Origin of the sequence: Actinomadura sp. GTD37 (genome assembly GCF_041951365.1) — a bacterium.
GTDB lineage: Bacteria > Actinomycetota > Actinomycetes > Streptosporangiales > Streptosporangiaceae > Spirillospora.
The window spans coordinates 550,255-572,597 of the sequence record NZ_JBGNUS010000002.1 but is presented as its reverse complement, the minus strand read 5'-3'; the positions used below and the strand labels follow the sequence as shown (position 1 = coordinate 572,597).

The following is a 22,343-nucleotide window of genomic DNA, read 5'->3' as shown; positions in this document are numbered from 1 at the left end:
TGGGGCGGTGTTCCGGGTGCCCGTCCGATCAGGCGAGGGTGGCGCGTAGGGAGTACATCAGGGGGACGCGGGGGCGGCCCTCCGGGAGGCGGTAGGCGGTCTCGTGCCGTTCCAGGACGGAGAAGCGCTGCCAGAGCGTGTAGTCGTGCTCGTGCAGGAAATCGATGCGCAGGCCCGCCCTGCTGAGGGCCGTCACCACGTCGCCCAGGCCGTGACTGAACTCGATCGACCGGGTGTGCTGGACGGGAGCCCCGCCTCGTCCGCCACCGCGCGGGCGGCCTCGACGGCCTTCTCGGAGAAGTCGAGCCCGGTCACGTGCGCGCCCCGCCGCGCCCAGGAGAGGGTGTCGAGGCCGAAATGGCACTGCAGGTGGACGAGCCGGCGGCCGGTGACGTCCCCGACCTCGGCCGTCTCGAACTCCCGCAGCGTCTGGCCGCCCGCCTTGAACCCCGCGACGTCGTAGAAGTCGCTGGCGAGGTGGATCGGGACCCGCTCGTCCCAGAGGGCCTTGTTGGTCGTCAGGTAGTCGGCGTCCGTCATGGACGTGAGCGTAGAACAGCCCGCGGGCTCAGCCGGCCGTGAAGCGGCCCCCGGTGAGGCCGGCGCCGTCCACGTGGAGGTCGCAGCGGGCGCGGGTGGCGTCGGCGGCGAAGTGGGCCCGCTCGCGCGCGGCCCAGTGCTCCCAGGCGTCCGCGTACTCCGGGCCGTCGCGGTCCAGGGCGCGGGCGCGGCGCAGGCCGTACGGGGCGTCCAGCCAGACGCGGAAGGCGGCGGGCGACCCCGCCCAGGCCGAGCCGACGCCCTCCACGACCAGGACGGGCGGGGGCGGGATCTCCTCCTCGGGGCCGTACCGGTCGTGGCGCCAGTCGTAGCGGCGCAGGACGGCCGGCCGTCCGCCGCAGAGGGGATCGAGGACGGACGCGCGCAGCGGCTCCCACCAGGTGAGCGGGTCGGCGTCCCAGGGGACCCGGAAGTCGTCCGAGCGGACGACGGGCGCGCCCACCAGGACCTCCGCGAGGCGGTCGGCGAACGTCGACTTGCCGGCGCCGCTCGGGCCGTCCACCGCCACCAGGCGCGCGGGGCCGCAGGACGGCGGCAGCGCGAGCAGGCGCGCGGCGAGCGCGGGGTAGGTCATGGCGGATTCCGGCACGGACGGCATACTTCCAGGTGCCCCGCCCGCGAAGGAGGACGTCCTTGCCCGGACCGCTCGAAGACGTCGTGATCGTCGACCTCAGCCGCGTGGTCGCGGGCCCGCAGGCGACCATGACCCTCGCCGACCTCGGCGCCAGGGTCATCAAGGTCGAGCACCCGGGCGGCGGGGACGAGACCCGCGGCTGGGGGCCGCCGTTCGCGGGCGACGACCAGGTCAGCACCTACTACCTGTCGATCAACCGGAACAAGGAGTCGATCACACTCGACCTGAAGTCGGACGAGGGCGCGGGGACGCTGGCGCGGCTCGTCCGGCACGCCGACGTGCTCGTGGAGAACTTCCGGCCGGGCGTCCTGGACCGGCTCGGCTTCCCGGTGGAGCGCCTGCACGAGCTGAACCCGGCGCTGGTCGTGCTGTCCATCACCGGGTTCGGGCACGACGGGCCGGAGGGCGGGCGGCCGGGATACGACGCGATCGTGCAGGGCGAGGGCGGGATCATGAGCGTGACCGGGCCGCCCGGCACGCCGAGCAAGGTCGGGCTCTCGATCGCCGACATCCTCGCGGCGGGCAACGGCGTCGCCGGGGTCCTCGCGGCGCTGTACGAGCGGAGCCGCACCGGCCGCGGGACGGTCGTCCGCACCTCGCTGCTGGCGTCGGTCGTCGGCGCCCACATGTTCCAGGGGACGCGCTGGACGGTCGCCCGCGACGTCCCCGAGTCGGTCGGCAACGACCACCCGTCCATCGCCCCGTACGGGACGTTCCGCTGCAAGGACGGGCAGCTCCAGATCGGCGTCGCCAACCAGGGCCTGTGGCGCCGGTTCGCGCCGCTCGTCGGCCTCGACCCCGCCGACCCGCGCTACGCGACGATCCCCGATCGCGCGGCGCGGCGGCCGGAGCTGACCGCCGACATCGAGCGGGTCCTCGCGGGCGGCACGCGCGACGCCTGGCTCGCGCGGCTGGACGAGGCGGGCGTCCCCGCCGGCGCGATCCGGTCGATCGACGAGGTGTACGAGTGGGAGCAGACGCGCTCGCAGGGCCTCGTGATCGAGGTCGACCACCCGCGGCTCGGCCGGATCGAGCTGCCGGGGCCGCCGCTGCGCTTCGACGGCGCGCCCCCGCGCGAGCACACCGCGCCGCCGCTGCTCGGCGAGCACACCGGCGCGGTCCTGGCCTGGCTGGACGAGAAGGAGAGGGGCGAGTGATGGACCTGTTCGGCGAGACCGGCGGCCCGGTGCGGATCGCCGGCCGGGAGCTGCCGCGCGACGAGCTGCTCGGCTGGGCGTCCGCCGTCGCCGCGGAGATCCGCGGCGCGGACGCCGTGGCCGTCCACGCCACGGCGTCGCCGGAGACGGTCGCGGCGGTCGTCGGCGGCCTCCTCGCGGGAGTGCCCGTGGTGCCGCTGCCGCCCGACTCGGGCCCGGCCGAGCGCGCCCACATCCTCGGCGACTCGGGCGCGAGCATGATCCTCGCCGCCGGGAGCACACGGGTGCAGGACCGGGAGCCGCCCCTCCTCCCGGTCGACCGGCTGCCCCGCGACGGAGGCGGCGGGGCCGGCCCCGGCGGCGCGCCCGCCGAAGCGACCGCGCTCGTCCTCTACACGAGCGGGACGACCGGCGCGCCCAAGGGCGTGCTCGTCTCGCGGAGCGCGATCGCCGCCGGGCTCGACGCGCTCGCCGAGGCGTGGGCGTGGACGCCCGAGGACGTCCTCGTCCACGGGCTGCCCCTGTTCCACGTGCACGGGCTCGTCCTCGGCGTGCTCGGGGCCCTGCGGGTCGGGTCGCCGCTCGTCCACACGGGACGGCCCAAGCCCGAGCTGTACGCGGCGGCCGCGCGGAGCGACGGCGGGAGCCTGTTCTTCGGCGTCCCCACGGTCTGGTCGAGGACGGCGGCGGACCCCGCCGCGGCGCAGGCCCTCCGCGGCGCGCGCCTGCTCGTCTCCGGCAGCGCCGCCCTGCCCGTGCCCGTCTTCGAGCGGCTGGCCGGGCTCACCGGCCACCGGCTCGTCGAGCGCTACGGCATGACCGAGACCCTCATCACGCTCAGCGCGCGCGCCGACGGCGACAGGCGGCCCGGCTACGTCGGCACCCCGCTGGCCGGCGTCGAGACCCGGCTGGCGGCCGAGGACGGCGCGCCCGTCCCGCCGGACGGGGAGACGCCCGGCGAGCTGCACGTCCGCGCCCCGCTGCTGTTCAAGGGCTACCTCAACCGCCCCGAGGCCACCGCGGAGTCGTTCGCGCCGGACGGCTGGTTCCGCACCGGCGACATCGCCGTCATCGGCCCGGACGGCTGGCACCGCATCGTCGGCCGCGCGTCCACCGACCTGATCAAGAGCGGCGGCTACCGGATCGGCGCCGGCGAGATCGAGAACGCGCTGCTCGCGCATCCCGGCGTCCGCGAGGCCGCCGTGGTCGGCACCCCGCACGACGACCTCGGCGAGCAGGTCACCGCCTACGTCGTCGCCGACGGCGTCGCGGAGGGCCAGCTCATCGACTTCGTCGCCGAGCGCCTCTCGGCGCACAAGCGGCCCCGCGTCGTGCACCTGGTCGGCGCGCTGCCGCGCAACGCGATGGGCAAGGTCGTCAAGACCCGCCTGGGCGAGCTGTAGGGGAGCGGGCCGGCCTCAGGGGAGCGGGCCGGCCTCAGGGAGCAGGCCGGCCAGGACGGGCCGGACCAGGTCGCGGGCGAACGACTCGGGCAGGTCGGGGCCCTCGTCGCCCTCCGCGAAGTACAGCAGGAACGCCTGCTGGAAGCAGGCGCCCATCAGCAGCGCCGCCGCCGCCTCGGTGCCGGCGTCCGCGGCGACCCGGCCGAGGTCGCGCTCGGCGGCGAGGTAGCGGGCGAGCGCCCGCACCGGCTCCTGCGGGCCCGCGCCGTACTTGCGCAGCGACTCGCGGGACGCCTCCAGAAGCCGCCGCTGCGCCAGCATCGAGCCCATCATCGGGAACGCCCGCCGGTAGAAGCGCAGCCCGCCGTGGACGACCGCGACGAGGTTGGACTCCACCGTGCCCTCGCCCGGGACGCACATCGCGGTGAACGGCGGCATCCGCTCCTTCAGCACGTTCAGCATCAGCTCCTCCTTGTCGCGGAAGTGCTTGTAGAGCAGCGCCTCGGAGTAGCCCGCGGCCTTCGCGATCTCCTTGGTGGTGGCGCGGGCGACCCCGTGCCGCCGCATGATGTCCGCCGCGGCGTCCAGGATCCGTTCCCGCGCGCTCAAAGGGGGCCTCCTTGACAGGTGAGTGAACACTAACCAGGATAGGGGTTAGTGTTCACTCACCCAGGGGGGAATCCGATGAAGCTCACGATCTTCGGGGCGACCGGCGGGACCGGCGTGCCGACCGTCCGGCGGGCGCTGGACGCCGGGCACGAGGTGACCGCCGTCGTGCGCGACCCGGCCCGCCTCCCGTCCGACCTGCGCGCCTGCGCCGAGGTCGTCCAGGCCGACATCATGGACCCGGCCGCGATCGAGGCGGCGGTCAAGGGACGCGACGCCGTCCTCACCGCCGTCGGCACCCGCGAGGGCCGCGCGCCGACGACCGTCTGCGCCGACAGCACGCGCAGCATCGTCGAGGCCATGACGTCGGCCGGGACCGAGCGGTTCGTCCTGGTCAGCGCGTCCGGCCCGCACCCGGGGCCGGGCGACGACCCGCTCACCCGCTTCGTGGTCAAGCCGCTCGTCCTGGCGCGCCTCCTCCGGCACGCGTTCGCCGACATGCTCGCCGCCGAGGACATCACCCGCCGCTCCGGGCTCGGCTGGACGATCGTCCGCCCGCCGCGCCTCACCGGCGGGCCAGGCAACGGCCGCTACCGCAAGGCCGTCGACCGCAACGTCCTCGGCGGCGCCTCGATCGCCCGCGCCGACCTCGCCGCCGCCCTCCTCGACCAGGCGGCCGACCCGTCCTCCATCGGCCACGTCGTCAGCGTCTCGGGCTGAGGGCATGACACCTGTCACGCCGATCGCGTGACAGGCGCCGCCCGAACCGGTGACACGCGCCCCTACCGGCGGGCACGCGTGATCGCGACGCTGGAGGCATGGAAAACCCAGCCATCCGCGTCGACGGCCTCCGCCAGCGCTACGGGGACTTCGAGGCCGTCGCCGGCATCTCGTTCGACGTCGGCGCGGGGGAGCTGTTCGCGCTCCTCGGCACCAACGGGGCCGGGAAGACGACCACGCTCGAAACGCTGGAGGGGCACCGGGCCGCCCACGCCGGCACGGTCCGGGTCCTCGGGCACGACCCGCACCGGGAACGCCGCGCGGTCCGCCCGCGCATCGGCATCATGCTGCAGGAGGGCGGCTTCTTCGCCGACCTCACCGTCGCCGAGACCGTCGACCACTGGCGCGGCTTCACCCCGGCGGCGCGCGACCGCGACGAGGCGGTCGCCCTCGCCGGCCTCACCGACAAGGCCGGCGTCCGGGTGCGGCAGCTGTCCGGCGGGCAGAAGCGCCGCCTCGACCTCGCGCTCGCGCTGCTCGGCCGGCCCGCCGTCCTGTTCCTGGACGAGCCGACCAGCGGCATGGACCCCGAGGCCAGGCACGCCACCTGGAAGATCGTCCGGGACGTGGTGGCCGCCGGCACGACCGTCCTGCTGACCACCCACTACCTGGAGGAGGCCGAGCACCTCGCCGACCGGCTCGCGATCCTGCACCGCGGCCGGATCGAGACGGCCGGGACGGTCGGCGAGGTCGTCGCCGGGCACGGCGACCGCATCAGCTTCCGGATGCCCGGGCACCTCCAGATCACCGAGCTGCCCGCCCTGCGCGGCGCCCGAGCCGGCATCGCCGTGGACGGCGGCCGGGCCGTCGCGTCCTACACCGTCGACGGCGCCGGCCTCCAGGAGGGCCTCTACGAACTGCTGCGCTGGGCCGACGAGGAACGGATCCGGCTGGACGGACTGCAGGCGCGCAGCGCGTCCCTCGAAGACGTCTTCCTCCGCACCGCCGAAGGAGCGGCCCGATGAACCTCTCCGCCGTGCTCCGCGTCGCCCGGCTCGACCTCGCCCTGCTGTGGCGCAACCGGACGGCCCTGTTCACCGTGTTCGGCCTGCCGATCCTGTTCGCGGGGATGCTCGTCCCCATGAAGGGCCAGGACATCGGCGGCGTGGACGGCGCGCTCCTCCAGGGCACCGGCCACCTCGGCTTCTTCCTGGTCTTCGCCGTGTTCATGAACCTCGTCAACGTGTTCACCGCCCGCCGCGAGGACCGCACGCTCAAGCGGCTGCGCGGCACCGCGCTGTCGGACGCCGAGATCACCGGCGGCAGCGTCCTCACCGCGACCGGGATGTACGCCGTCCAGGCGCTGGCGCTGCTGATCGTCCTCGGCGCCGCGCTCGGCGGACGGTTCCCCGCCGACCCGGTGCTGATGCTCGCCGGCCTGGCGGGCGGCGCCGCCGTCTTCGCGCTCCTGGCGTTCGCGGTCTCCGGCATCACCCCGAACGCGGAGCTGGCGCAGCTCACCGTCCTGCCGATCATGTTCGGCTGCATGCTCGGCGGCGGCGTGATGTTCCCGCTGGACGAGCTGCCCGGCTGGCTCCAGCAGGTGTGCCGGGCCGTCCCGCTCACCCCGGTCGTGGAGATCGCCCGGACCGCCTACTTCGGCCAGGACTTCGTCCACCACGGCGCCCCGCACCCGTCCGTCGGGATCGGCGAGGGGTGGCTCGCCTGCGTCCGGCCGTTCCTCCTCCTCGCCTTCTGGGGCGCGCTCGGCCGCGCCATGGCCGCCCGCTGTTTCCGCTGGGAGCCGCGGCGCGCCTGACCACCGGCACTACCCTGCGTGGAGAGGAGGAACGGCACATGACGGTCGCCACGACGGCGGATCTCGAAGAACAGGACACCCGCAGGCTGGAGCGGTACCGGCGGGTCACCTACCGCTCGTTCATGTTCGCCGGCGTCGGCTTCGCGGCGCCGCTCGTCGCCGGGCTCGGCGCCGCCTACGCCGACGGCGACGTCGGCGTGCCCGTCGCCGCCGCCGTGCTCACCGGGTTCGGCCTGCTCGTCTGGTACTACCAGCGGCTCGTCCGGAAGGGCCTGGAGGGCGGCGCGTCCCGCCGCGACATCGCGGTCAGCGCCGCCGTCGCCGGGGCGCTGACGCTCATGCTGCTCGTCAGCCCCTGGTTCGCCATCGTCCCGGCCTTCTGGCTCTCCGCCGTGGTGCTGACGCCCCTGCGCCGCGGACGCGTCGCCGCCCTGTGCGCGGCCACCGGCGCGTACTGCGCGGCGGTCTCCACGGCGGCCGCGGACCGCCTCGACACGGCCGGGCATCTGCCCTGGTACGCGATCTTCCCGATGATGTTCGCCCTCTACACCGCGGTCTGCGGGATCGTCGCGTTCGTCAATCTCTACCAGCGCCGCATGTGGGACATGCACCGGGAGACCCACGCGGCCCGCGACGCCCTCGCCCGGCTCGCCGTCACCGAGGAGCGGCTCCGCTTCTCCCGCGACCTGCACGACCTGCTCGGTCACAGCCTGTCGCTCATCGCGGTGAAGAGCGAGCTGGCGATGCGGATGGCCGGCACCGACCCCGGACGGGCGGGCGCCGAGATGGCCGACGTCCGCCGCGCCGCCCGGGACGCGCTGCGCGAGGTGCGGGCCGCCGTCAGCGGCTACCGCGCGGTCGAGATGGACGCCGAGCTGGCCGGGGTGCGGGCGGTGCTGGAGGCCGCCGGGGTCCGGTGCGAGGCCGGCGCCCCGCGGGACGGGCTGCCGCCCGAGGTCCGCTCCGTGCTCGCCTGGGTGATCCGCGAGGGCGCCACCAACGTGATCAAGCACAGCGAGGCGCGCCGCTGCACGATCTCGATCACGTCCTACGGCGGGTCCGTGGTGCTGGAGATGGTCAACGACGGCGTCCGCGCGGCCGGCGGGCCGCGGGGGGCGGGCCTGACCGGGCTCGCCGAGCGCGTCGGCGTGCTCGGCGGGGAGATCACCTCCGGGCGGCACGGACGCGACGAATTCCTGCTGCGCGCCGCCGTTCCGCTGCCCGGCGCGGTGGAGGACGGCGCCCCCGCGACCGCGGGGAGCAGCGCGTGATCCGGATCCTGCTGGCCGACGACGAGCACCTCATCCGGGGCGCCGTCGCCGCGCTGCTCGGCCTGGAGGCCGACCTGGACGTCGTCGCCGAGGTCGGCCGCGGCGACGAGGTCACCGCCGCCGTCGCCGAGCACGACCCGGACGTGGCCGTCCTCGACATCGAGATGCCGGGCCTGGACGGGCTCACCGCCGCCGAGGAGCTGAACGCCTCCGGCGCCCGCTGCGCGGTGTGCATCCTCACGAGCTTCGGACGCCCCGGCTACCTGCGCCGCGCCATGGCCGCCGGGGTCCGCGGCTTCGTCGCCAAGGACGCCCCGACGCAGGAGCTCGCCGCCGCCATCCGCAAGATCCACGGCGGCGGCCGCTACCTGGACGCCGAACTCGCCGCAGGCGCCATGGCCGCCGGCGACAACCCGCTCACCGAACGCGAGCGCGAGATCCTCCGCCTCACCGGCACCGGCACCGGGACCGCCCGCATCGCCGCCCTCCTCCACCTGTCCGAGGGCACCGTCCGCAACTACCTCTCCACCGCCATGAGCAAGCTCAACGAGCCCACGCGCGCCGCCGCCGCCCGCACCGCGAAGGAGATGGGCTGGATCTGACCCCGTTACCCTGGTCGGCGTGGGTGAGCCTCTCGTAGCGCGCATGCAGGGATTCGGCGAGACGATCTTCGCCGAGATGTCGGCTCTGGCGGTCCGGACCGGGGCCGTCAATCTCGGGCAGGGCTTTCCGGACGAGGACGGTCCCGCCGGCGTCCTGGACGCGGCGGTCGAGGCCATCCGTTCGGGCGGGAACCAGTATCCCCCGGGGCCGGGCGTGCCGGAGCTGCGCGAGGCGGTGGCGGCGCAGCGGCTCGGCCGGTACGGGCTGGAGTACGACCCGGCGACCGAGGTGTACGTGACCGTGGGCGCCACCGAGGGCATCGCCGCGTCCGTGCTCGCGCTGGCGGGGCCCGGCGACGAGGTCATCGTCTTCGAGCCCTACTACGACTCCTACGCGGCCGTGATCGCGCTCGCCGGGGCCGTCCGCAAGCCCGTCCTGCTGCGTCCGGTGGAAGGGCGCTTCACGTTCGACCCCGATGAGCTGCGGGCGGCCGTCGGCCCACGCACGCGCGCGATCCTCGTGAACTCGCCGCACAACCCGGCGGGCACCGTGTTCACCCGGGACGAGCTGGAGACCATCGCCGGCGTGTGCCGCGAGCACGACCTCACCGCCATCACCGACGAGGTGTACGAGTACCTCACGTTCGACGACGCCGAGCACATCCCCCTCGCCGCCCTCGACGGGATGCGGGAGCGGACGGTGTCGGTGTCGTCGGCCGGCAAGTCGTTCTCCGTCACCGGGTGGAAGACCGGCTGGGTGACCGCGCCCGCCCCGTACGTCCGGGCCGTCCAGACCGTGAAGCAGTTCCTCACCTACGCGGTCAGCGCCCCCTACCAGCGGGCCGCCGCGTACGCGCTGCGCAACGAGATCCCGTGGGTCGAGGAGCTGCGCAAGTCGCTCCAGGCCAAGCGCGACCGCCTCATCACCGGGCTTGAGGCCGCCGGGTTCGCGACCTACCGGCCGCAGGGCACGTACTTCGTGCAGGCCGACATCCGGCCGCTCGGGTTCACCGACGGAATGGCGCTGGCCCGCGCCCTGCCGGAGAAGGCGGGCGTCGTCGCGATCCCGACGCAGGTGTTCTACGACCACGCCGAGGCCGGCGCTCACTTCGTCCGGTTCGCGTTCTGCAAGAAGGACGAGGTCATCGACGAGGCCGTGGAGCGCCTCGCCCGCCTCCGCTGAGAAAACCGCGCCGCGCCTGTAAACGGGGCCGCCCGCCCGGGATTACGCCACGACAACCGACCCCGACGGGAGGTACTCGTGGATGATCCCGAATCACGGTTCACCCGCCTGTACGACGAGAACCACCGGCGCGTCCTCGCCTACGCGCTCACCCGCGCCGAGCCCCATACTGCCGAGGACATCGCCGGGGAGACGTTCCTGATCGCCTGGCGGCGGCTGGACGACGTCGGCGACCCGCCGCTGCCGTGGCTGCTCGCCGTCGCCCGCAACCTGCTGCACGAGCAGCGCGACCGGCGCCGCCGCGGGCACGCCCTCGCCGACCGGATACGGGCGCTGACGACGCCCGCCGACCTCGCGGCCTGGGACGTGGCCGAGCACGTGGTGGGGCGCGAGACCGCGCTCGCGGCGGTCGCCGCGCTGCCCGAGCGCGACCGCGACAAGGCCCAGTGGAAGAAGGACGGCTCGCCGCGCCTCCTCGCCGGCTCCATCGGGGAGCGGACCTGGGAGGGGCCGACGCGGCTCACCCTCGGCAGCGGGCAGGTGACCGTCAAGGAACTCGCGGCCCTGCCGGCGGACGCCGCCGGCCTGCGGGCCGAACTCCGCGAACGGTACGCGCGCGACCTGAAGGACACCGGCGACCCGTTCAAGGGCGCCTTCACCGCCTACGTGTGGGAGATCGCCCACGACATGCTCGCCGGGCCGATCACGCCGGGCACCAAGGCGGCGCTGTTCAAGATCCTCGCCGGTGAGCCCGGCATCCGCAGCGCCGGGAAGGTGACGGACCGGGCCGGCCGCACCGGCGTGGCCGTGGTTCTCAAGACGGCGCCGGACGGCGGCGCGGCGACCGCCGAGTCCCGGCTGGTCATCTCGCAGCAGACCGCCGCCCTGCTCGAATTCCGGTCGGCCGAGGCCGGCGAGGGCACGGTCACCACCACCTACGAGGCGATGGGCTGGGTCGGCTCGCTCGGCTCGCGTCCCTAGAAAGTGCCGAAGAAGCGGCGCTCGTTGGGCGGATTTCGCCCGTGAGCGCCGCCCTTCGCGCGGGCTAGCGTCCGTCCCGTGAACTCGGACGGCGGGACGCTCGACGGCGAGCGGGTCCTGATCGCGCTCGGCGGCAACGCCATGACCGCATCGGACGGCAGCGCCGAGCCGGACGCGCAGGCGGCGGCGATCGAGGCCGCGATGGCGCCCGTGGCCGACCTCGTCGCGGCGGGCGCGCGGGTCGTGCTCACGCACGGCAACGGGCCGCAGGTCGGCAACCTGCTGATCAAGAACCGGCTGGCGGCGGGCGTGGTCCCGCCCGTCCCGCTGGACTGGTGCGGCGCGCAGACCCAGGCCACCGTCGGCGTGATGATCATGAACGCGCTGGAGCGGGCGCTGGCCGCGCGGGGCGCCGCCCGCCCGGTGTCCACGGTGGTGACGCGCACGCTCGTGGACGCGTCCGACCCCGGGTTCGGCGCGCCCGCCAAGCCGATCGGCCGCTACTTCCCCGAGGAGCAGGCGCGCCGGTCCATGGCGCTCGGCGAGACGTGGCGGCCGTTCGGGGAGCGGGGCTGGCGGCGCGTCGTCGCCTCGCCGGAGCCGCTGGAGATCCTCGACGCGGGCGCGGCGGCGGCGCTGCTGGACGCCGGGCACGTCGTCGTCGCGGCGGGCGGCGGGGGAGCGCCCGTCGTCCGCGCGGGCGGGACGCTCCGCGGCGTCGAGGCCGTCGTCGACAAGGACCTGGCGGCGCAGCTGCTGGCCCGCCGGCTGGGCGCGTCCACCCTGGTGATCGCCACGGACGTGGCGGGCGCGATGACCGGGTTCGGGACGCCCCGGGCCCGTCCGCTGCACCGCACGACCCCCGCCGAACTCGCGGAGCTGGCCGCCGCCGGGCACTTCGCCGGCGGCAGCATGGGCCCGAAGGTGGAGGCGGTGCGGCGGTTCGTCGCCTCCGGCGGGCGCCGCGCCGCGATCGCGTCCCTGGCCCGGCTCGGCGACGCCGCGCACGGCCGCGCCGGGACGGTCGTGGAGGCCGCGCCCGGGGTAGGGATCACATCGACCAGAGCAGCCGAGGAGCGATGACGTGCCCGATCCGATCGAAGTCCGCAAGATCCCCATCGAGAGCGTGACCGACGCGTCCGGGCTGGCCCGGCTGATCGACGACGGCGTCCTGGACGCCGACCGGGTGCTCGCCGTCGTCGGCAAGACCGAGGGCAACGGCGGCGTGAACGACTACACGCGGCTGCTCGCCGACCGGGCGTTCCGCGAGGTGCTCCTCGCCAGGGGCGACCGGACGGCGGACGAGGTCGCGCGCGTCCCGCTCGTCTGGTCGGGCGGCACCGACGGCGTCCTCAGCCCGCACGCCACCGTGTTCGCCACCGTCGACCCGGCGAAGGCGCCCGCGTCGGACGAGCCGCGCCTGTCGGTCGGCGTCGCGATGAGCGACGTCATCCTGCCCGAGGACATCGGGCGGCCCGCGATGGTCGAGACCGTCGCCGCCGGCGTCCGCGAGGCGATGAAGACCGCGGGGATCGACGACCCGGCCGACGTCCACTACGTGCAGACGAAGACGCCGCTGCTCACCCTCGACACCATCAACGACGCCAAGTCGCGCGGCCGCGGCGTCGTCACCGAGGACACGCTCGCGTCGATGGACGTCTCCAACTCGACCACCGCGCTCGGCATCGCCGTCGCGCTCGGCGAGATCGAGCCGCCGGCCGCGGAGCGGATCCACCGGGACCTGTCGCTGTACTCGTCGGTCGCGTCGTGCTCGTCCGGCGTGGAACTCGACCGGGCGCAGATCGTCGTCGTCGGGAACGTGCGCGGCATCGGCGGCCGGTACCGGGCGGGGCACGGTGTGATGAAGGACGCACTCGACGCCGACGGCATCTGGGACGCGATCGCGGCGACCGGCCTCGACCTGCCCGACCGGCCCCGCGCGTCCGACCTCGGCGACCGGCTCGTCAACGTGTTCATCAAGTGCGAGGCCGACCCGGGCGGCTCGGTCCGGGGCCGCCGCAACATCATGCTGGACGACTCGGACGTGCACTGGCACCGGCAGATCAAGGCGTGCGTCGGCGGCGTCGCCGCGTCCGTCACCGGCGACCCGGCGGTGTTCGTGTCGGTCGCGGCCGTCCACCAGGGGCCGTCCGGCGGCGGCACCGTCGCGGCCATCGCGGCGATCGAGTGACCGTTCGGGTGCGGACAGTATCCGAATAGGCGCGCACGGCGGTCGCCGGAGGTTATAGCCTTCCTGCCGTGTCCGGACTGACCATTCCCGAACCACAGTTCCCCGGGGACGACGGAAGCGCCGACCCCCGGCTGTGCGAAGCGCTCGCCGGGTACGCGGCCGGGCGCGTCGGCGCGCACGTGGTGCTGCGGCGGCTGCAGGGCGCCCGGCTGCTCGTGCCGGTCGTCGCCGTCCTCACCGAGGAGGAGGACGTCGCCCCCGGCGAGCCGCGCCGGGAGAAGTCGAGCGACATGGCGCTGCCCACGCTGATCGGCGACGACGGGCGGCGCGGCGTCCTCGGCTTCACCTGCACCGAGACGATGAAGGCGTGGCGCGCCGACGCCCGCCCGGTGACGGTGCGCGGCGGCGACGCCTGCCGCGCCGCCCTCGACGAGGGCGCCGACGCCCTGGTCGTGGACGTGGCGGGCCCCGTCCCGTTCGCGGTCGACGGCCTGCGCCTGCACCTGCTCGCCGAGGGCCGCCCCGTCCCGCCGCCGCACGAGGACCCGGACGTCCTCGCCGCCGTCGAGGCCGCGTTCGGCTCCGACCCGTCCGTCACCGGCGTCCGGGTGATCGAGGGGACGTCCGCCGAGGTCGCGGTGCGGTTCGCCGTCGTGCCGGGCCACGACGAGCGCGGCACCGTCCAGCGGGTGTCCGACCGGCTCGCCGAGGTGCTGCGCGGCCGCATCGTCGGCGGCGTCGAACTGAACGTCCTCCGCAGATGACGGCGCGCCGGTAAAAGCGTTCGCGCCGCCCGCGGCCGCGCTGCGAGCATGGCGTCATGATCGACGTTGACGCCTTCGTCGCCGACGGGTTCGTGCGGGTGGAGGAGGCGTTCCCCCGCGACCTGGCCGACGAGTGCCGGGCGATCCTGTGGGGCGACACCGGCTGCGACCCGGACGACCCCGCGACCTGGACCCGGCCGGTGGTCCGCCTCGGCGACTACGCCCAGGAGCCGTTCCGGGCCGCCGCGAACACGCCCCGCCTGCACGCCGCGTTCGACGCGGTCGCGGGCGAGGGAGCCTGGCTGCCGCGCGGCAGCCTCGGAACGTTCCCGGTGCGGTTCCCCAGCGACGACCCGCCCGGCGACGACGGCTGGCACATCGACGCGTCCTTCCCCGGCGACGACCCCGCCGACTTCATGTCGTACCGGGTCAACGCCGCGTCGAAGGGCCGCGCGCTGCTCATGCTGTTCCTGTTCTCGGACGTCGCGGAGGACGACGGCCCCACCCGCGTCCGCGTGGGCTCCCACCTGGACGTCCCGCCGATCCTGGCGCCCGCCGGCGACGCGGGCCTCGCGTTCATGGACCTCGCGGACAGGGCCGTGCCCGCGACCGGGCACCGGCCGCTCGCGTACGCGACGGGCCGCGCCGGCGACGTGTACCTGTGCCACCCGTTCCTCGTCCACGCCGCGCAGGAGCACCGCGGGACGCGCCCCCGGTTCATGGCGCAGCCGCCGCTGGCCCCCTCCGGGCCCCTCCCGGAGACGTCTCCCGTGCGCGTCGCGATAGAGCGAGGTCTCGGGCGCTTCTAGGCTTGTCCCTTCCGCGCCCTTTGGAGACTCCCGTGCTGACCATGCAGGACGCCCTGATCCGGCTCACCGGCTACTGGGCGGGCCGCGGCTGCCTCGTCGCGCAGCCGATGAACACCGAGGTGGGGGCGGGCACGCTCAACCCGGCCACCGCGCTGCGCGTCCTCGGACCGGAGCCGTGGCGCGTCGCCTACACCGAGCCGAGCGTCCGCCCGGACGACGCGCGGTACGGCGACAACCCGAACCGGCTGCAGACCCACACCCAGTTCCAGGTGGTCCTCAAGCCGGAGCCGGGCGACGCGCAGGAGCAGTACCTCGGCAGCCTCGCCGCGCTCGGCGTCGACCTGCGCGCGCACGACGTCCGGTTCGTCGAGGACGACTGGGCGTCGCCCGCGCTCGGCGCGTGGGGGCTCGGCTGGGAGGTGTGGCTGGACGGCCTGGAGATCACCCAGTTCACGTACTTCCAGCAGTCGGGCGGGCTGACCCTCGACCCCGTGTCGGTCGAGATCACCTACGGGATGGAACGCATCCTGATGGCGCTCCAGGGCGTCTCCCATTTCAAGGACATCCGGTACGCGTCCGGCATCGGCGCCGCCGGAGGGGGGACGGCCCCCCACGCCCCCGGGGCCGACTCCGTCGGCATCACGTACGGCGAGGTGTTCGGGCAGGCCGAGTACGAGATGAGCCGCTACTACCTCGACGACGCCGACATCGCGACGAACCGGGGGCTGTTCGAGGCGTACGCGGCCGAGGCGCGGCGGATGCTGGACGCGCGGCTGCCCGTCCCGGCCCACTCGTACGTGCTGAAGTGCTCGCACGCGTTCAACGTGCTCGACGCGCGCGGGGCGGTCGGCACGACCGAGCGGGCGCGCGCGTTCGCCCGGATGCGCGGGCTCGCCCACGAGGTCGCCGCCCTGTGGGTGGAGCGCCGCGCGGAGCTGGGGCATCCGCTCGGCGACGCCGCGGCCCGGCCCGCCGCCGCCGAGCCGGGACCGCTGCCGGACGCGGCCCCGGCCGGGACGTTCGCGCTGGAGATCGGGGTCGAGGAGCTGCCGCCGCACGAGGTCGCCCGGACGGCCGGCCACGTCGCGGAGCGGCTCCGGGACGGGCTGGAGGAGGCCGGGCTGGCCACGGACGCGTCCTCGTACGACACGTGCGCGACGCCCCGCCGGATCATCGTGCTCGCCCGCGACCTGGAGGCCCGCGAACCCGACACCGAGCAGGTCGTGAAGGGGCCGCGGCTCGCCGCCGCCTACGACGCGGCCGGGGAGCCGACGCGGGCGCTGCTCGGCTTCGCGCGCGGGCACGGCATCGACGTCTCCGACGTCCGGAAGGTCGCCGTCGGCGGCGGGGAGTACGCCGGGTACGTCCGGAAGGTCGCGGGGCGCTCCGCCGCCGAGGTCCTCGCCGGGCTGCTCCCGGACATCGTGACCGGGCTCCGCGCCGGGAAGAACATGCGGTGGAACGCGCCCGGCCTGTCGTTCGCCCGCCCGATCCGCTGGCTGCTCGCCCTGCTGGACGACCGGGAGGTCCCGTTCGCGGTCGCGGGCCTCACCGCCGGACGCTCCACCCGCGTCCACCGGACGTCCGGCACGCCGCGCGTCGACGTGCCGGACGCCGCGTCGCTGCTCGCCGTCCTGCGCGCGCACGGGATCGAGCCCGCCGCGCCCCGCCGCCGGTCCCGCATCGCCGAGGAGGCCGCGGCCCTCGCGCGGGGCCGGGGCGGGACGGTCGACCTCGCCGCCGAGCACGCCCTCGTCGAGGAGATCGTCGACCTGGTGGAGGAGCCGGTCGCCATCCTCGGCTCGTTCGACGGGAAGTACCTGGAGCTGCCCGAGGAGATCCTCACCACGGTCATGCGCAAGCACCAGCGCTACCTGCCGGTGCGCGGCCCCTCGAACCGGCTCCTGCCGCACTTCGTGACGGTCGCCAACGGCGAATGCGACCGCGACGCCGTCCGGGCCGGGAACGAGGCCGTCCTCCGCGCGCGCTACGAGGACGCGTCGTTCTTCTTCCGGCAGGACCTCCGCGGCACGCCCGAGCAGATCAAGGAGGGGCTCGGCAGGCTCACGTTCACCGAACGGCTCGGGTCGATGGCCGACCGGTCGTCCCGCATCGCCGCGCTCGCCGCTGACCTCGCCGGCCGCCTCGACCTCACCGGCGCGGAGCGGGCCGCGCTGGGCCGCGCCGCCGCGCTGGCGAAGTTCGACCTCGCCTCGTCCATGGTCATCGAGCTGCCGGGGCTCGCCGGGACGATGGCCCGCGAGTACGCCCGCCGCGCCGGCGAGGACCCCGCCGTCGCGGCGGCCCTCTACGAGATGGAGCTGCCCCGCTCGGCCGGGGACGCGCCGCCCGCCACGATCGCCGGGGCCGTCCTCGCCGCCGCCGACCGGCTCGACCTCCTGGCCGGGCTGTTCGCCGTCGGGTCCGCGCCGACCGGCAGCTCCGACCCGTTCGGGCTGCGCCGCGCGGCGCTCGCGCTGACCGCCGTCCTGCGGGACGTCCCGCGCCTCGCGCCCGTCACCGTCGGGGACGGCCTCGCCCTCGCCGCCCGGCACCAGCCCGTCGCCGTCTCCCCGGGCGCCCTCGCGGACGCCGAGCGGTTCGTCGCGCGCCGCCTGGAGCAGAACCTCCTGGACGAGGGCCGCCCGGTGCGCGTCGTCCGGGCCGTGCTGCCCCTCGCGGGCGCCCCCGCGCACGCCGTCCGGACCGCAGGCGACCTGGCGCGGCTGCTCCGGTCGTCCCGGTTCGAGCGGCTCACGACGGCGCTGCAGCGCGTCCTGCGCATCGTGCCCGACACGGCCGGCGCCCGCTACGACCCGTCCCTGTTCACCGAGCCCGCCGAGCGGGACCTGCACGAGGCGTTCACCCGCGTCAGGGCCGAGCTGACCGCCCGGCCGTCCCTGCCGGAGTTCGCGGCGGCCGCGTCCGCCCTCGTCGCGCCCATCGACGCCTACTTCGACGACGTGCTGGTCATGGCCGAGGACCCCGGCGTCCGCGCCAACCGGCTCGGCCTCCTCGCCGCCGTCCGGGACCTGGCCGCCCCCGTCCTCGACTGGCGCGAGATCGCCTGACCCGCGGGCCGCCGGGCGCTCTTCGTCAACACTGGCCGTTGCCGCCGCCGCCGCGCCGCGGTCATGATCAAGTGACCCCGCATGGAAGGGCCCGACGATGGCGAACCTTCACGACGCACAGGAGTTCCGGCGGCGCGGCTGGTGGCGGGACGGGACGTTCCTGGACGACCTCGACCGGTGGGCGGACGCCGCCCCGGACCGCCCGGCGGTGGTCGGGCACGTCTGGGAGACCGGGGACGGACCCGACGTCGTCCTCACCTACGCGCAGCTCGCCGAGCAGGTGGACCGGTGCGCGGCGGGCCTCGCCGGCCTCGGCGTAGGCCCCGGCGACCGGGTCGCGATGCAGCTCGTCAACCAGTGGCAGGCCACCGTCCTCGCGCTCGGCTGCGGGCGCGCGGGCGCGGTCGCCGTGCCGTACTACATCGCGTCGGGCGCCGCCGACACCGAGTGGATCCTGCGCGAGTCCCGCGCCCGCGCCGTCGTGTCGCTGGACGAGGTGCGCGGCCTGGAGGTCGCGGCGGCCATCGCGGGCATGCGGGACCGGCTGCCCGCGCTGCGGCACCAGATCGTGGTGGGGGAGAAGGTCCCCGGGGGCGCGATCGGCTTCGAGACGGGCCTGCTCGCGGGGGCCGGCGCCGCACCCCGGCACCGTCCGTCCGGCGACGACGTCCTGCAGATCATGTACACATCGGGGACGACGGGGCGGCCGAAGGGCGTCCGGCACTCGCACAACACGCTGTACGCGATGGCGCGCTCCTACACCGTCCCGCTCGGCCTCGGCGAGGACGACGTGCTGTCCACGCCGTGCATCGTCGGCGGGCAGGGCGGCTGGCTCTACGGGATGCTGGCGCCGCTCGTCGCCGGCGCGACCGCCGTGTGGGCGGACGCGTTCCGGCCCGGCGACTTCCTCGACCTCGCTGCGGAGTACGGGATCACCGCCGCGTACTTCACCCCGTTCATCCTGGACGAGCTGGTGGCGGAGCAGCGGGCGCGCCCGCGGCCGGTCGCGCTGCGGCACATGGTCACCGGGTCCACGCCGATCCCGCCGGACCTGCCCGGACGCTTCCGCGACACGTTCGGGTTCCCCGTCCGGTCGCTGTGGGGGATGACCGAGAACGGCGGCGTCACGATCAGCCGCGCGGACGACCCGCCGGACTGGGCGTCCCGCAGCGACGGCCGCCCCGTCGAGTGGATGTCGGCGCGGCTCGTGGACGAGGACGGCGCGGTCGTCGCGGACGGGCCGGGGCGCCTGGAGGTCCGCGGCGCGAACATGTGCCTGGGCTACGAGGGAGCCGACGAGGCGTTCGCCGCCGCGCTGCACGACGGGTGGTTCGCCACCGGCGACCTGGCCCGGCCGGACGGGCGCGGCGGCATCAAGGTCATCGGCCGCACCAAGGACATGATCAACAAGGGCGGGCTGCACGTGCCCGGCGTCGCGGTGGAGGGCGTCCTGCGCGCCGACCCGCGCGTCGCGGAGGTCGCGGTCGTCGGGGAGCCGGAGCCGCTGCTCGGCGAGACCGTCGTCGCCGTCGTCGTCCCGGCGCCGGGCGCGGAGCCGCCGACGCTGGAGGAGCTGCGGCAGCGGGTCGCGGACGCGGAGCTGACCCCCGGCTACGCGCCCGACCGGCTGGAGGTCGTCGCCGAGCTGCCGAAGACCCCGACGGGGAAGGTCCGCAAACGCGTCCTCGAGGAGGAGTTCGCCCGGAGGGCCCGCACCGCCGCGGCGCAGTGAGCGCGGGGCCGCTCGCGGGCCTGCTCGCGCCGCCCGCGAGCGCGTCCCGGCGGCGGGCGCTGGCGCTCACCTCGGTCGTCGTCGCCAACGTCATGGCGGTGGTCGACTACAACATCGTCAGCATCGCGATCCCGCAGCTGCTCCGCGCCTTCCCGGGCAGCACCCTCGCCGGGCTGTCCTGGACGATCACCGCCTACACGGTGGTGTTCGCCGCCGTGCTGCTGCCCGCGGGCGGGATGGCGGACCGGCTCGGGCCCAAGCGGATCTTCCTCGGCGGCCTCGCGGTGTTCACCCTCGGCTCGGCCGCCTGCGCGCTCGCGAGCGGCCCGCTGGGGCTCGTGCTGGCGCGGATGCTGCAGGCCACCGGCGGCGGCGCGGTCGTCGCGCTGTCGATCTCGGTCGGGCTGAGCGAGTTCCCCGGCCGGGCCGGGCACGCGTTCGGGCTGCTCGGCGCCGCGGCGGGCGTCGCGGGCGCGAGCGGGCCCGCGCTCGGCGCGGCGCTGCTCGCCCTCGGCGGCTGGCGCTGGATCTTCCTGATCAACCTGCCGCTCGGCGCGCTCGCGCTGGCCTGCGCGGCGGCCGGCGTCCCCGCGCGGCGCGCGGCGGAGCACGGGCCGGCGGAGCAGCGGGGGCTGCCCGACCTGGTCGGCACGGTGCTGCTCGCGGGCGGCGTCGCGGCACTGGTGCTCGGCGTCGTGCAGGGCCCGGACTGGGGCTGGACGGCCGGCCGGACGGCGGTCGCGCTCGCCGCCGGCGCCGCGCTGGCCTGCCTCGGGGTGCGCCGCTCGCTCCGCCACCCCCGCCCGGCGGCCGACTTCACGCTGCTGCGCGCCCGGTCCACGGCGGCGGGCAACGCGGCGATGGCGCTGCTGAGCGTCACCCAGTTCGCGGTCGCGCTGTGCGTGGCGCTGTTCCTGACCGAGCGCTGGGGCTACTCGGTGCTCGCCGCCGCGATCGCGCTCACGCCCGGACCGCTGACCTCCGCCGTCGTCTCCTGGCGGAGCGGGCCGCTGGTGCGCCGGGCCGGCCCGCGGGCGGTCGCGGTCGGCGGCGGCGTGCTCGGCGCGGCGGGCTGGTGCTGGCCCCTCGCGGCGGACGCGCTCGGCGCCGGGCGGAGCTACCCCGCGGTGCTGCTGCCCGCGCTCGTCGCCGGGACGGCCGGGATGGCGGCGGCCGCCGTGGCGATCGAGACGATCGCGATGGCGGCCGTCCCGCCCGCCCGGTTCGGCAGCGGGAGCGCGCTGATCATGCTGGCCCGGTCGGCCGGCGCGGCGGCCGGGATCGGCGGCCTCGCGGCCGTGCTGCACGAGCCGGACGGGACGGCGTTCGCCGTCGCGTGGGCGGGGCTGGCGGCCGGGATGCTGGCGACGGCGCTCGCGGCCGTCGCCGCCCGGCCCCCCGGCCCGGCGTGCCCCGCCGAGGGACGGGGGCGCCCGCGGCCCCGGAGGGCGCCGCGGGCGCCGCAACGCCGTCATCGGTGATCCGGCGCCCGCCGCCATCATTCAGTGCGACCGAATTCCATCGTTTCGGAATATCGGTCGCGCCATTAGGCGGCCATTGTCGAAATGTCTACCACGGAGTCGTGCGCATTTGCCCTCCCTCGGGGGTCGGAGAACCGTCGGGGCGTCGGCGGAAATCACCACGGAGTCGTGCGCATGCGATTCACCTCCTGCACTCGCCGGACGGCTCATCGGCACGGATCGTCGGCGCGGAAGGTCACCACGGGGGCGTGCGCATGTCCTTCACCTCCATTTCTCGCGTGCGCGGGCCCGGCTGTTCCGGGCCCGGGGGAGCGTCAGGCGGATCGGAGGGCGGGTCAGCGGTCCAGCAGGACGAAGTGCTGGGGCAGGTGGACGGCCAGGCCGAGGCGCATCGCGGCGGTGATCGTCGCCTCGCCGTCGCCGGGCGGCCGGCGCAGCGCGAGCGTCGACTCCTCGCCGTCCAGCAGGGTGACGCCGGCGCGGAAGTCGCCGAGGAGGACCCGGTCCCGCTCGATCATGCGGGTGCGGGTGATGCGCAGCCCCGCCGCGTCCAGCGCGGGCAGCGCGCCGTCGCCCACGAGCCGCCAGTACAGGGCCGGGTGCATGACGAGCCCGTCGCACGAGCCGCCCATCTCCTCCACCTCGGCGCAGCCGCCCATCAGCGCGTCCAGCACCGCGCCCCCCGGCGGGGCGGCGAGGCGGCGCAGCCCGTCCAGCCGCAGCAGGCCGGGGATCGCGCCGTCGCCGCTGCCGCGCAGGAGCACCTCGTTCTCCACCGTGCACAGCCGGACGATCACGCGGTGGTCGACGAAGCGGGCGAGCAGCGCCGGGTCCTGGCACAGCTCGGCGGGCACCGGCACGGCGACGGAGATCTCGGTCAGCTCCGCCTTGGCGACCGCCGGGCGGAACACCGCCTCGGGCGTCGCGCCGTAGCGCGTGCCGCGCTCGCCGTCGCGCCCGGTGTCCCGGTGCTCGCGCACATAGCGCAGGGTCCGGTCGGTGACCGTGCCGCCCTTGGTCTGCTCGCGGACGGTCGGCCGGGGCCGGGTGGAGGCGAGCGGGAACAGCGTCGTCAGCGGCGCCCGCAGCCGGACCGCGGCGTCGCCGCCGGCCGCCCTGGCGACCGCGATCGCCAGTTCCTCGCCGGGGCCGCGCTCGCGGAGCCCGGGGTCATCGATGAGGTAGTCCAGCACGCGGAACTCCCGTCAGACGTGCTTTGCCCGGCCGCCCGGATCTCGGTCCGGCCGACAAATGCACGGCGCCGGTCTTGCACCGTGCCGACCCAGAGGGTAAGCACAGCACCGGGGAAATGAAAAGGGTCCCCTTCGATCTTGTTCAGAAAAATCGGCCATGATAGA

General features: G+C 75.5%; 21 protein-coding genes. 16 read left to right on the top strand and 5 right to left on the bottom strand.

Going from position 1 to position 22,343, the window contains the following annotated elements:
* Window positions 1-28 precede the first annotated feature (28 nt).
* Genes ACA511_RS16760 through ACA511_RS16750 form a run of 3 tightly spaced genes read right to left on the bottom strand, consistent with a single transcriptional unit; the run spans window position 29 to window position 1,159 of the window.
* Window positions 29-199, bottom strand: coding sequence for a hypothetical protein (locus ACA511_RS16760; RefSeq protein WP_375025254.1), 171 nt, complete (start codon window positions 197-199; stop codon window positions 29-31).
* Entirely contained in the window at window positions 193-540 is a 348-nt protein-coding gene (locus ACA511_RS16755; RefSeq protein WP_375025253.1) for a class I SAM-dependent methyltransferase, read from the bottom strand. Before ACA511_RS16755 ends, ACA511_RS16760 begins: the two co-directional genes overlap by 7 nt.
* A 28-nt stretch (window positions 541-568) precedes the next feature.
* Window positions 569-1,159, bottom strand: coding sequence for a uridine kinase (locus ACA511_RS16750; protein WP_375025252.1), 591 nt, complete (start codon window positions 1,157-1,159; stop codon window positions 569-571).
* A gap of 35 nt (window positions 1,160-1,194) precedes the next feature.
* Here ACA511_RS16750 and ACA511_RS16745 point away from each other — a divergent pair, with 35 nt between their 5' ends.
* On the top strand, window positions 1,195-2,352 hold the full coding sequence (locus ACA511_RS16745; RefSeq protein WP_375025251.1) for a CaiB/BaiF CoA transferase family protein: 1,158 nt from the start codon (window positions 1,195-1,197) through the stop codon (window positions 2,350-2,352).
* Window positions 2,352-3,755, top strand: coding sequence for an acyl-CoA synthetase (locus tag ACA511_RS16740; RefSeq protein WP_375025250.1), 1,404 nt, complete (start codon window positions 2,352-2,354; stop codon window positions 3,753-3,755). Before ACA511_RS16745 ends, ACA511_RS16740 begins: the two co-directional genes overlap by 1 nt.
* A 15-nt stretch (window positions 3,756-3,770) precedes the next feature.
* On the opposite strand, the gene ACA511_RS16735 is transcribed toward ACA511_RS16740, so the two are convergent.
* Complete coding sequence (locus ACA511_RS16735) at window positions 3,771-4,364, bottom strand: TetR/AcrR family transcriptional regulator (protein ID WP_375025249.1); 594 nt, start codon at window positions 4,362-4,364, stop codon at window positions 3,771-3,773.
* Between the two features lie 75 nt (window positions 4,365-4,439).
* Here ACA511_RS16735 and ACA511_RS16730 point away from each other — a divergent pair, with 75 nt between their 5' ends.
* The 14 genes from ACA511_RS16730 to ACA511_RS16665 all read left to right on the top strand — a co-directional run bounded on the left by ACA511_RS16730 (window position 4,440) and on the right by ACA511_RS16665 (window position 20,985).
* On the top strand, window positions 4,440-5,081 hold the full coding sequence (locus ACA511_RS16730) for an NAD(P)-dependent oxidoreductase (RefSeq protein ID WP_375025248.1): 642 nt from the start codon (window positions 4,440-4,442) through the stop codon (window positions 5,079-5,081).
* A gap of 98 nt (window positions 5,082-5,179) precedes the next feature.
* Window positions 5,180-6,106, top strand: a complete 927-nt coding sequence (locus tag ACA511_RS16725; RefSeq protein ID WP_375025247.1) for an ABC transporter ATP-binding protein — start codon at window positions 5,180-5,182, stop codon at window positions 6,104-6,106.
* The gene (locus ACA511_RS16720) at window positions 6,103-6,900 is read left to right on the top strand and encodes an ABC transporter permease (RefSeq protein ID WP_375025246.1); all 798 of its coding nucleotides are present in this window, start codon (window positions 6,103-6,105) and stop codon (window positions 6,898-6,900) included. Before ACA511_RS16725 ends, ACA511_RS16720 begins: the two co-directional genes overlap by 4 nt.
* A 38-nt stretch (window positions 6,901-6,938) precedes the next feature.
* Entirely contained in the window at window positions 6,939-8,171 is a 1,233-nt protein-coding gene (locus ACA511_RS16715; RefSeq protein ID WP_375025245.1) for a sensor histidine kinase, read from the top strand.
* Window positions 8,168-8,773, top strand: a complete 606-nt coding sequence (locus tag ACA511_RS16710; protein ID WP_375025244.1) for a response regulator transcription factor — start codon at window positions 8,168-8,170, stop codon at window positions 8,771-8,773. Before ACA511_RS16715 ends, ACA511_RS16710 begins: the two co-directional genes overlap by 4 nt.
* Window positions 8,774-8,792: 19 nt before the next feature.
* The gene (locus ACA511_RS16705) at window positions 8,793-9,956 is read left to right on the top strand and encodes a pyridoxal phosphate-dependent aminotransferase (protein ID WP_375025243.1); all 1,164 of its coding nucleotides are present in this window, start codon (window positions 8,793-8,795) and stop codon (window positions 9,954-9,956) included.
* A 78-nt stretch (window positions 9,957-10,034) separates the two neighbouring features.
* Window positions 10,035-10,937, top strand: coding sequence for a sigma factor (locus tag ACA511_RS16700; RefSeq protein WP_375025242.1), 903 nt, complete (start codon window positions 10,035-10,037; stop codon window positions 10,935-10,937).
* A gap of 78 nt (window positions 10,938-11,015) precedes the next feature.
* Entirely contained in the window at window positions 11,016-12,020 is a 1,005-nt protein-coding gene (locus ACA511_RS16695) for a carbamate kinase (RefSeq protein ID WP_375025241.1), read from the top strand.
* A 1-nt stretch (window position 12,021) separates the two neighbouring features.
* Window positions 12,022-13,128, top strand: coding sequence for a ring-opening amidohydrolase (locus ACA511_RS16690; RefSeq protein ID WP_375025240.1), 1,107 nt, complete (start codon window positions 12,022-12,024; stop codon window positions 13,126-13,128).
* A 68-nt stretch (window positions 13,129-13,196) separates the two neighbouring features.
* Complete coding sequence (locus ACA511_RS16685) at window positions 13,197-13,892, top strand: SseB family protein (RefSeq protein WP_375025239.1); 696 nt, start codon at window positions 13,197-13,199, stop codon at window positions 13,890-13,892.
* Between the two features lie 56 nt (window positions 13,893-13,948).
* Window positions 13,949-14,701: a phytanoyl-CoA dioxygenase family protein gene (locus ACA511_RS16680; protein WP_375025238.1), complete on the top strand. Its 753-nt coding sequence runs from the start codon at window positions 13,949-13,951 to the stop codon at window positions 14,699-14,701.
* 41 nt (window positions 14,702-14,742) lie between these two features.
* Window positions 14,743-17,772 carry a glycine--tRNA ligase gene (locus ACA511_RS16675; RefSeq protein ID WP_375025608.1) on the top strand — a complete coding sequence of 1,010 codons (3,030 nt, stop codon included), beginning with the start codon at window positions 14,743-14,745 and terminating at the stop codon, window positions 17,770-17,772.
* Window positions 17,773-17,869: 97 nt separating this feature from the next.
* On the top strand, window positions 17,870-19,504 hold the full coding sequence (locus tag ACA511_RS16670) for an AMP-binding protein (RefSeq protein ID WP_375025237.1): 1,635 nt from the start codon (window positions 17,870-17,872) through the stop codon (window positions 19,502-19,504).
* Window positions 19,501-20,985: an MFS transporter gene (locus ACA511_RS16665; RefSeq protein ID WP_375025236.1), complete on the top strand. Its 1,485-nt coding sequence runs from the start codon at window positions 19,501-19,503 to the stop codon at window positions 20,983-20,985. Before ACA511_RS16670 ends, ACA511_RS16665 begins: the two co-directional genes overlap by 4 nt.
* A gap of 335 nt (window positions 20,986-21,320) precedes the next feature.
* Here the strand turns inward: ACA511_RS16665 and ACA511_RS16660 are convergent, their stop codons facing one another.
* A complete protein-coding gene (locus ACA511_RS16660) occupies window positions 21,321-22,178 on the bottom strand; it encodes a family 3 encapsulin nanocompartment shell protein (protein WP_375025235.1) in 858 nt (285 codons plus the stop codon).
* Window positions 22,179-22,343 lie beyond the last annotated feature (165 nt).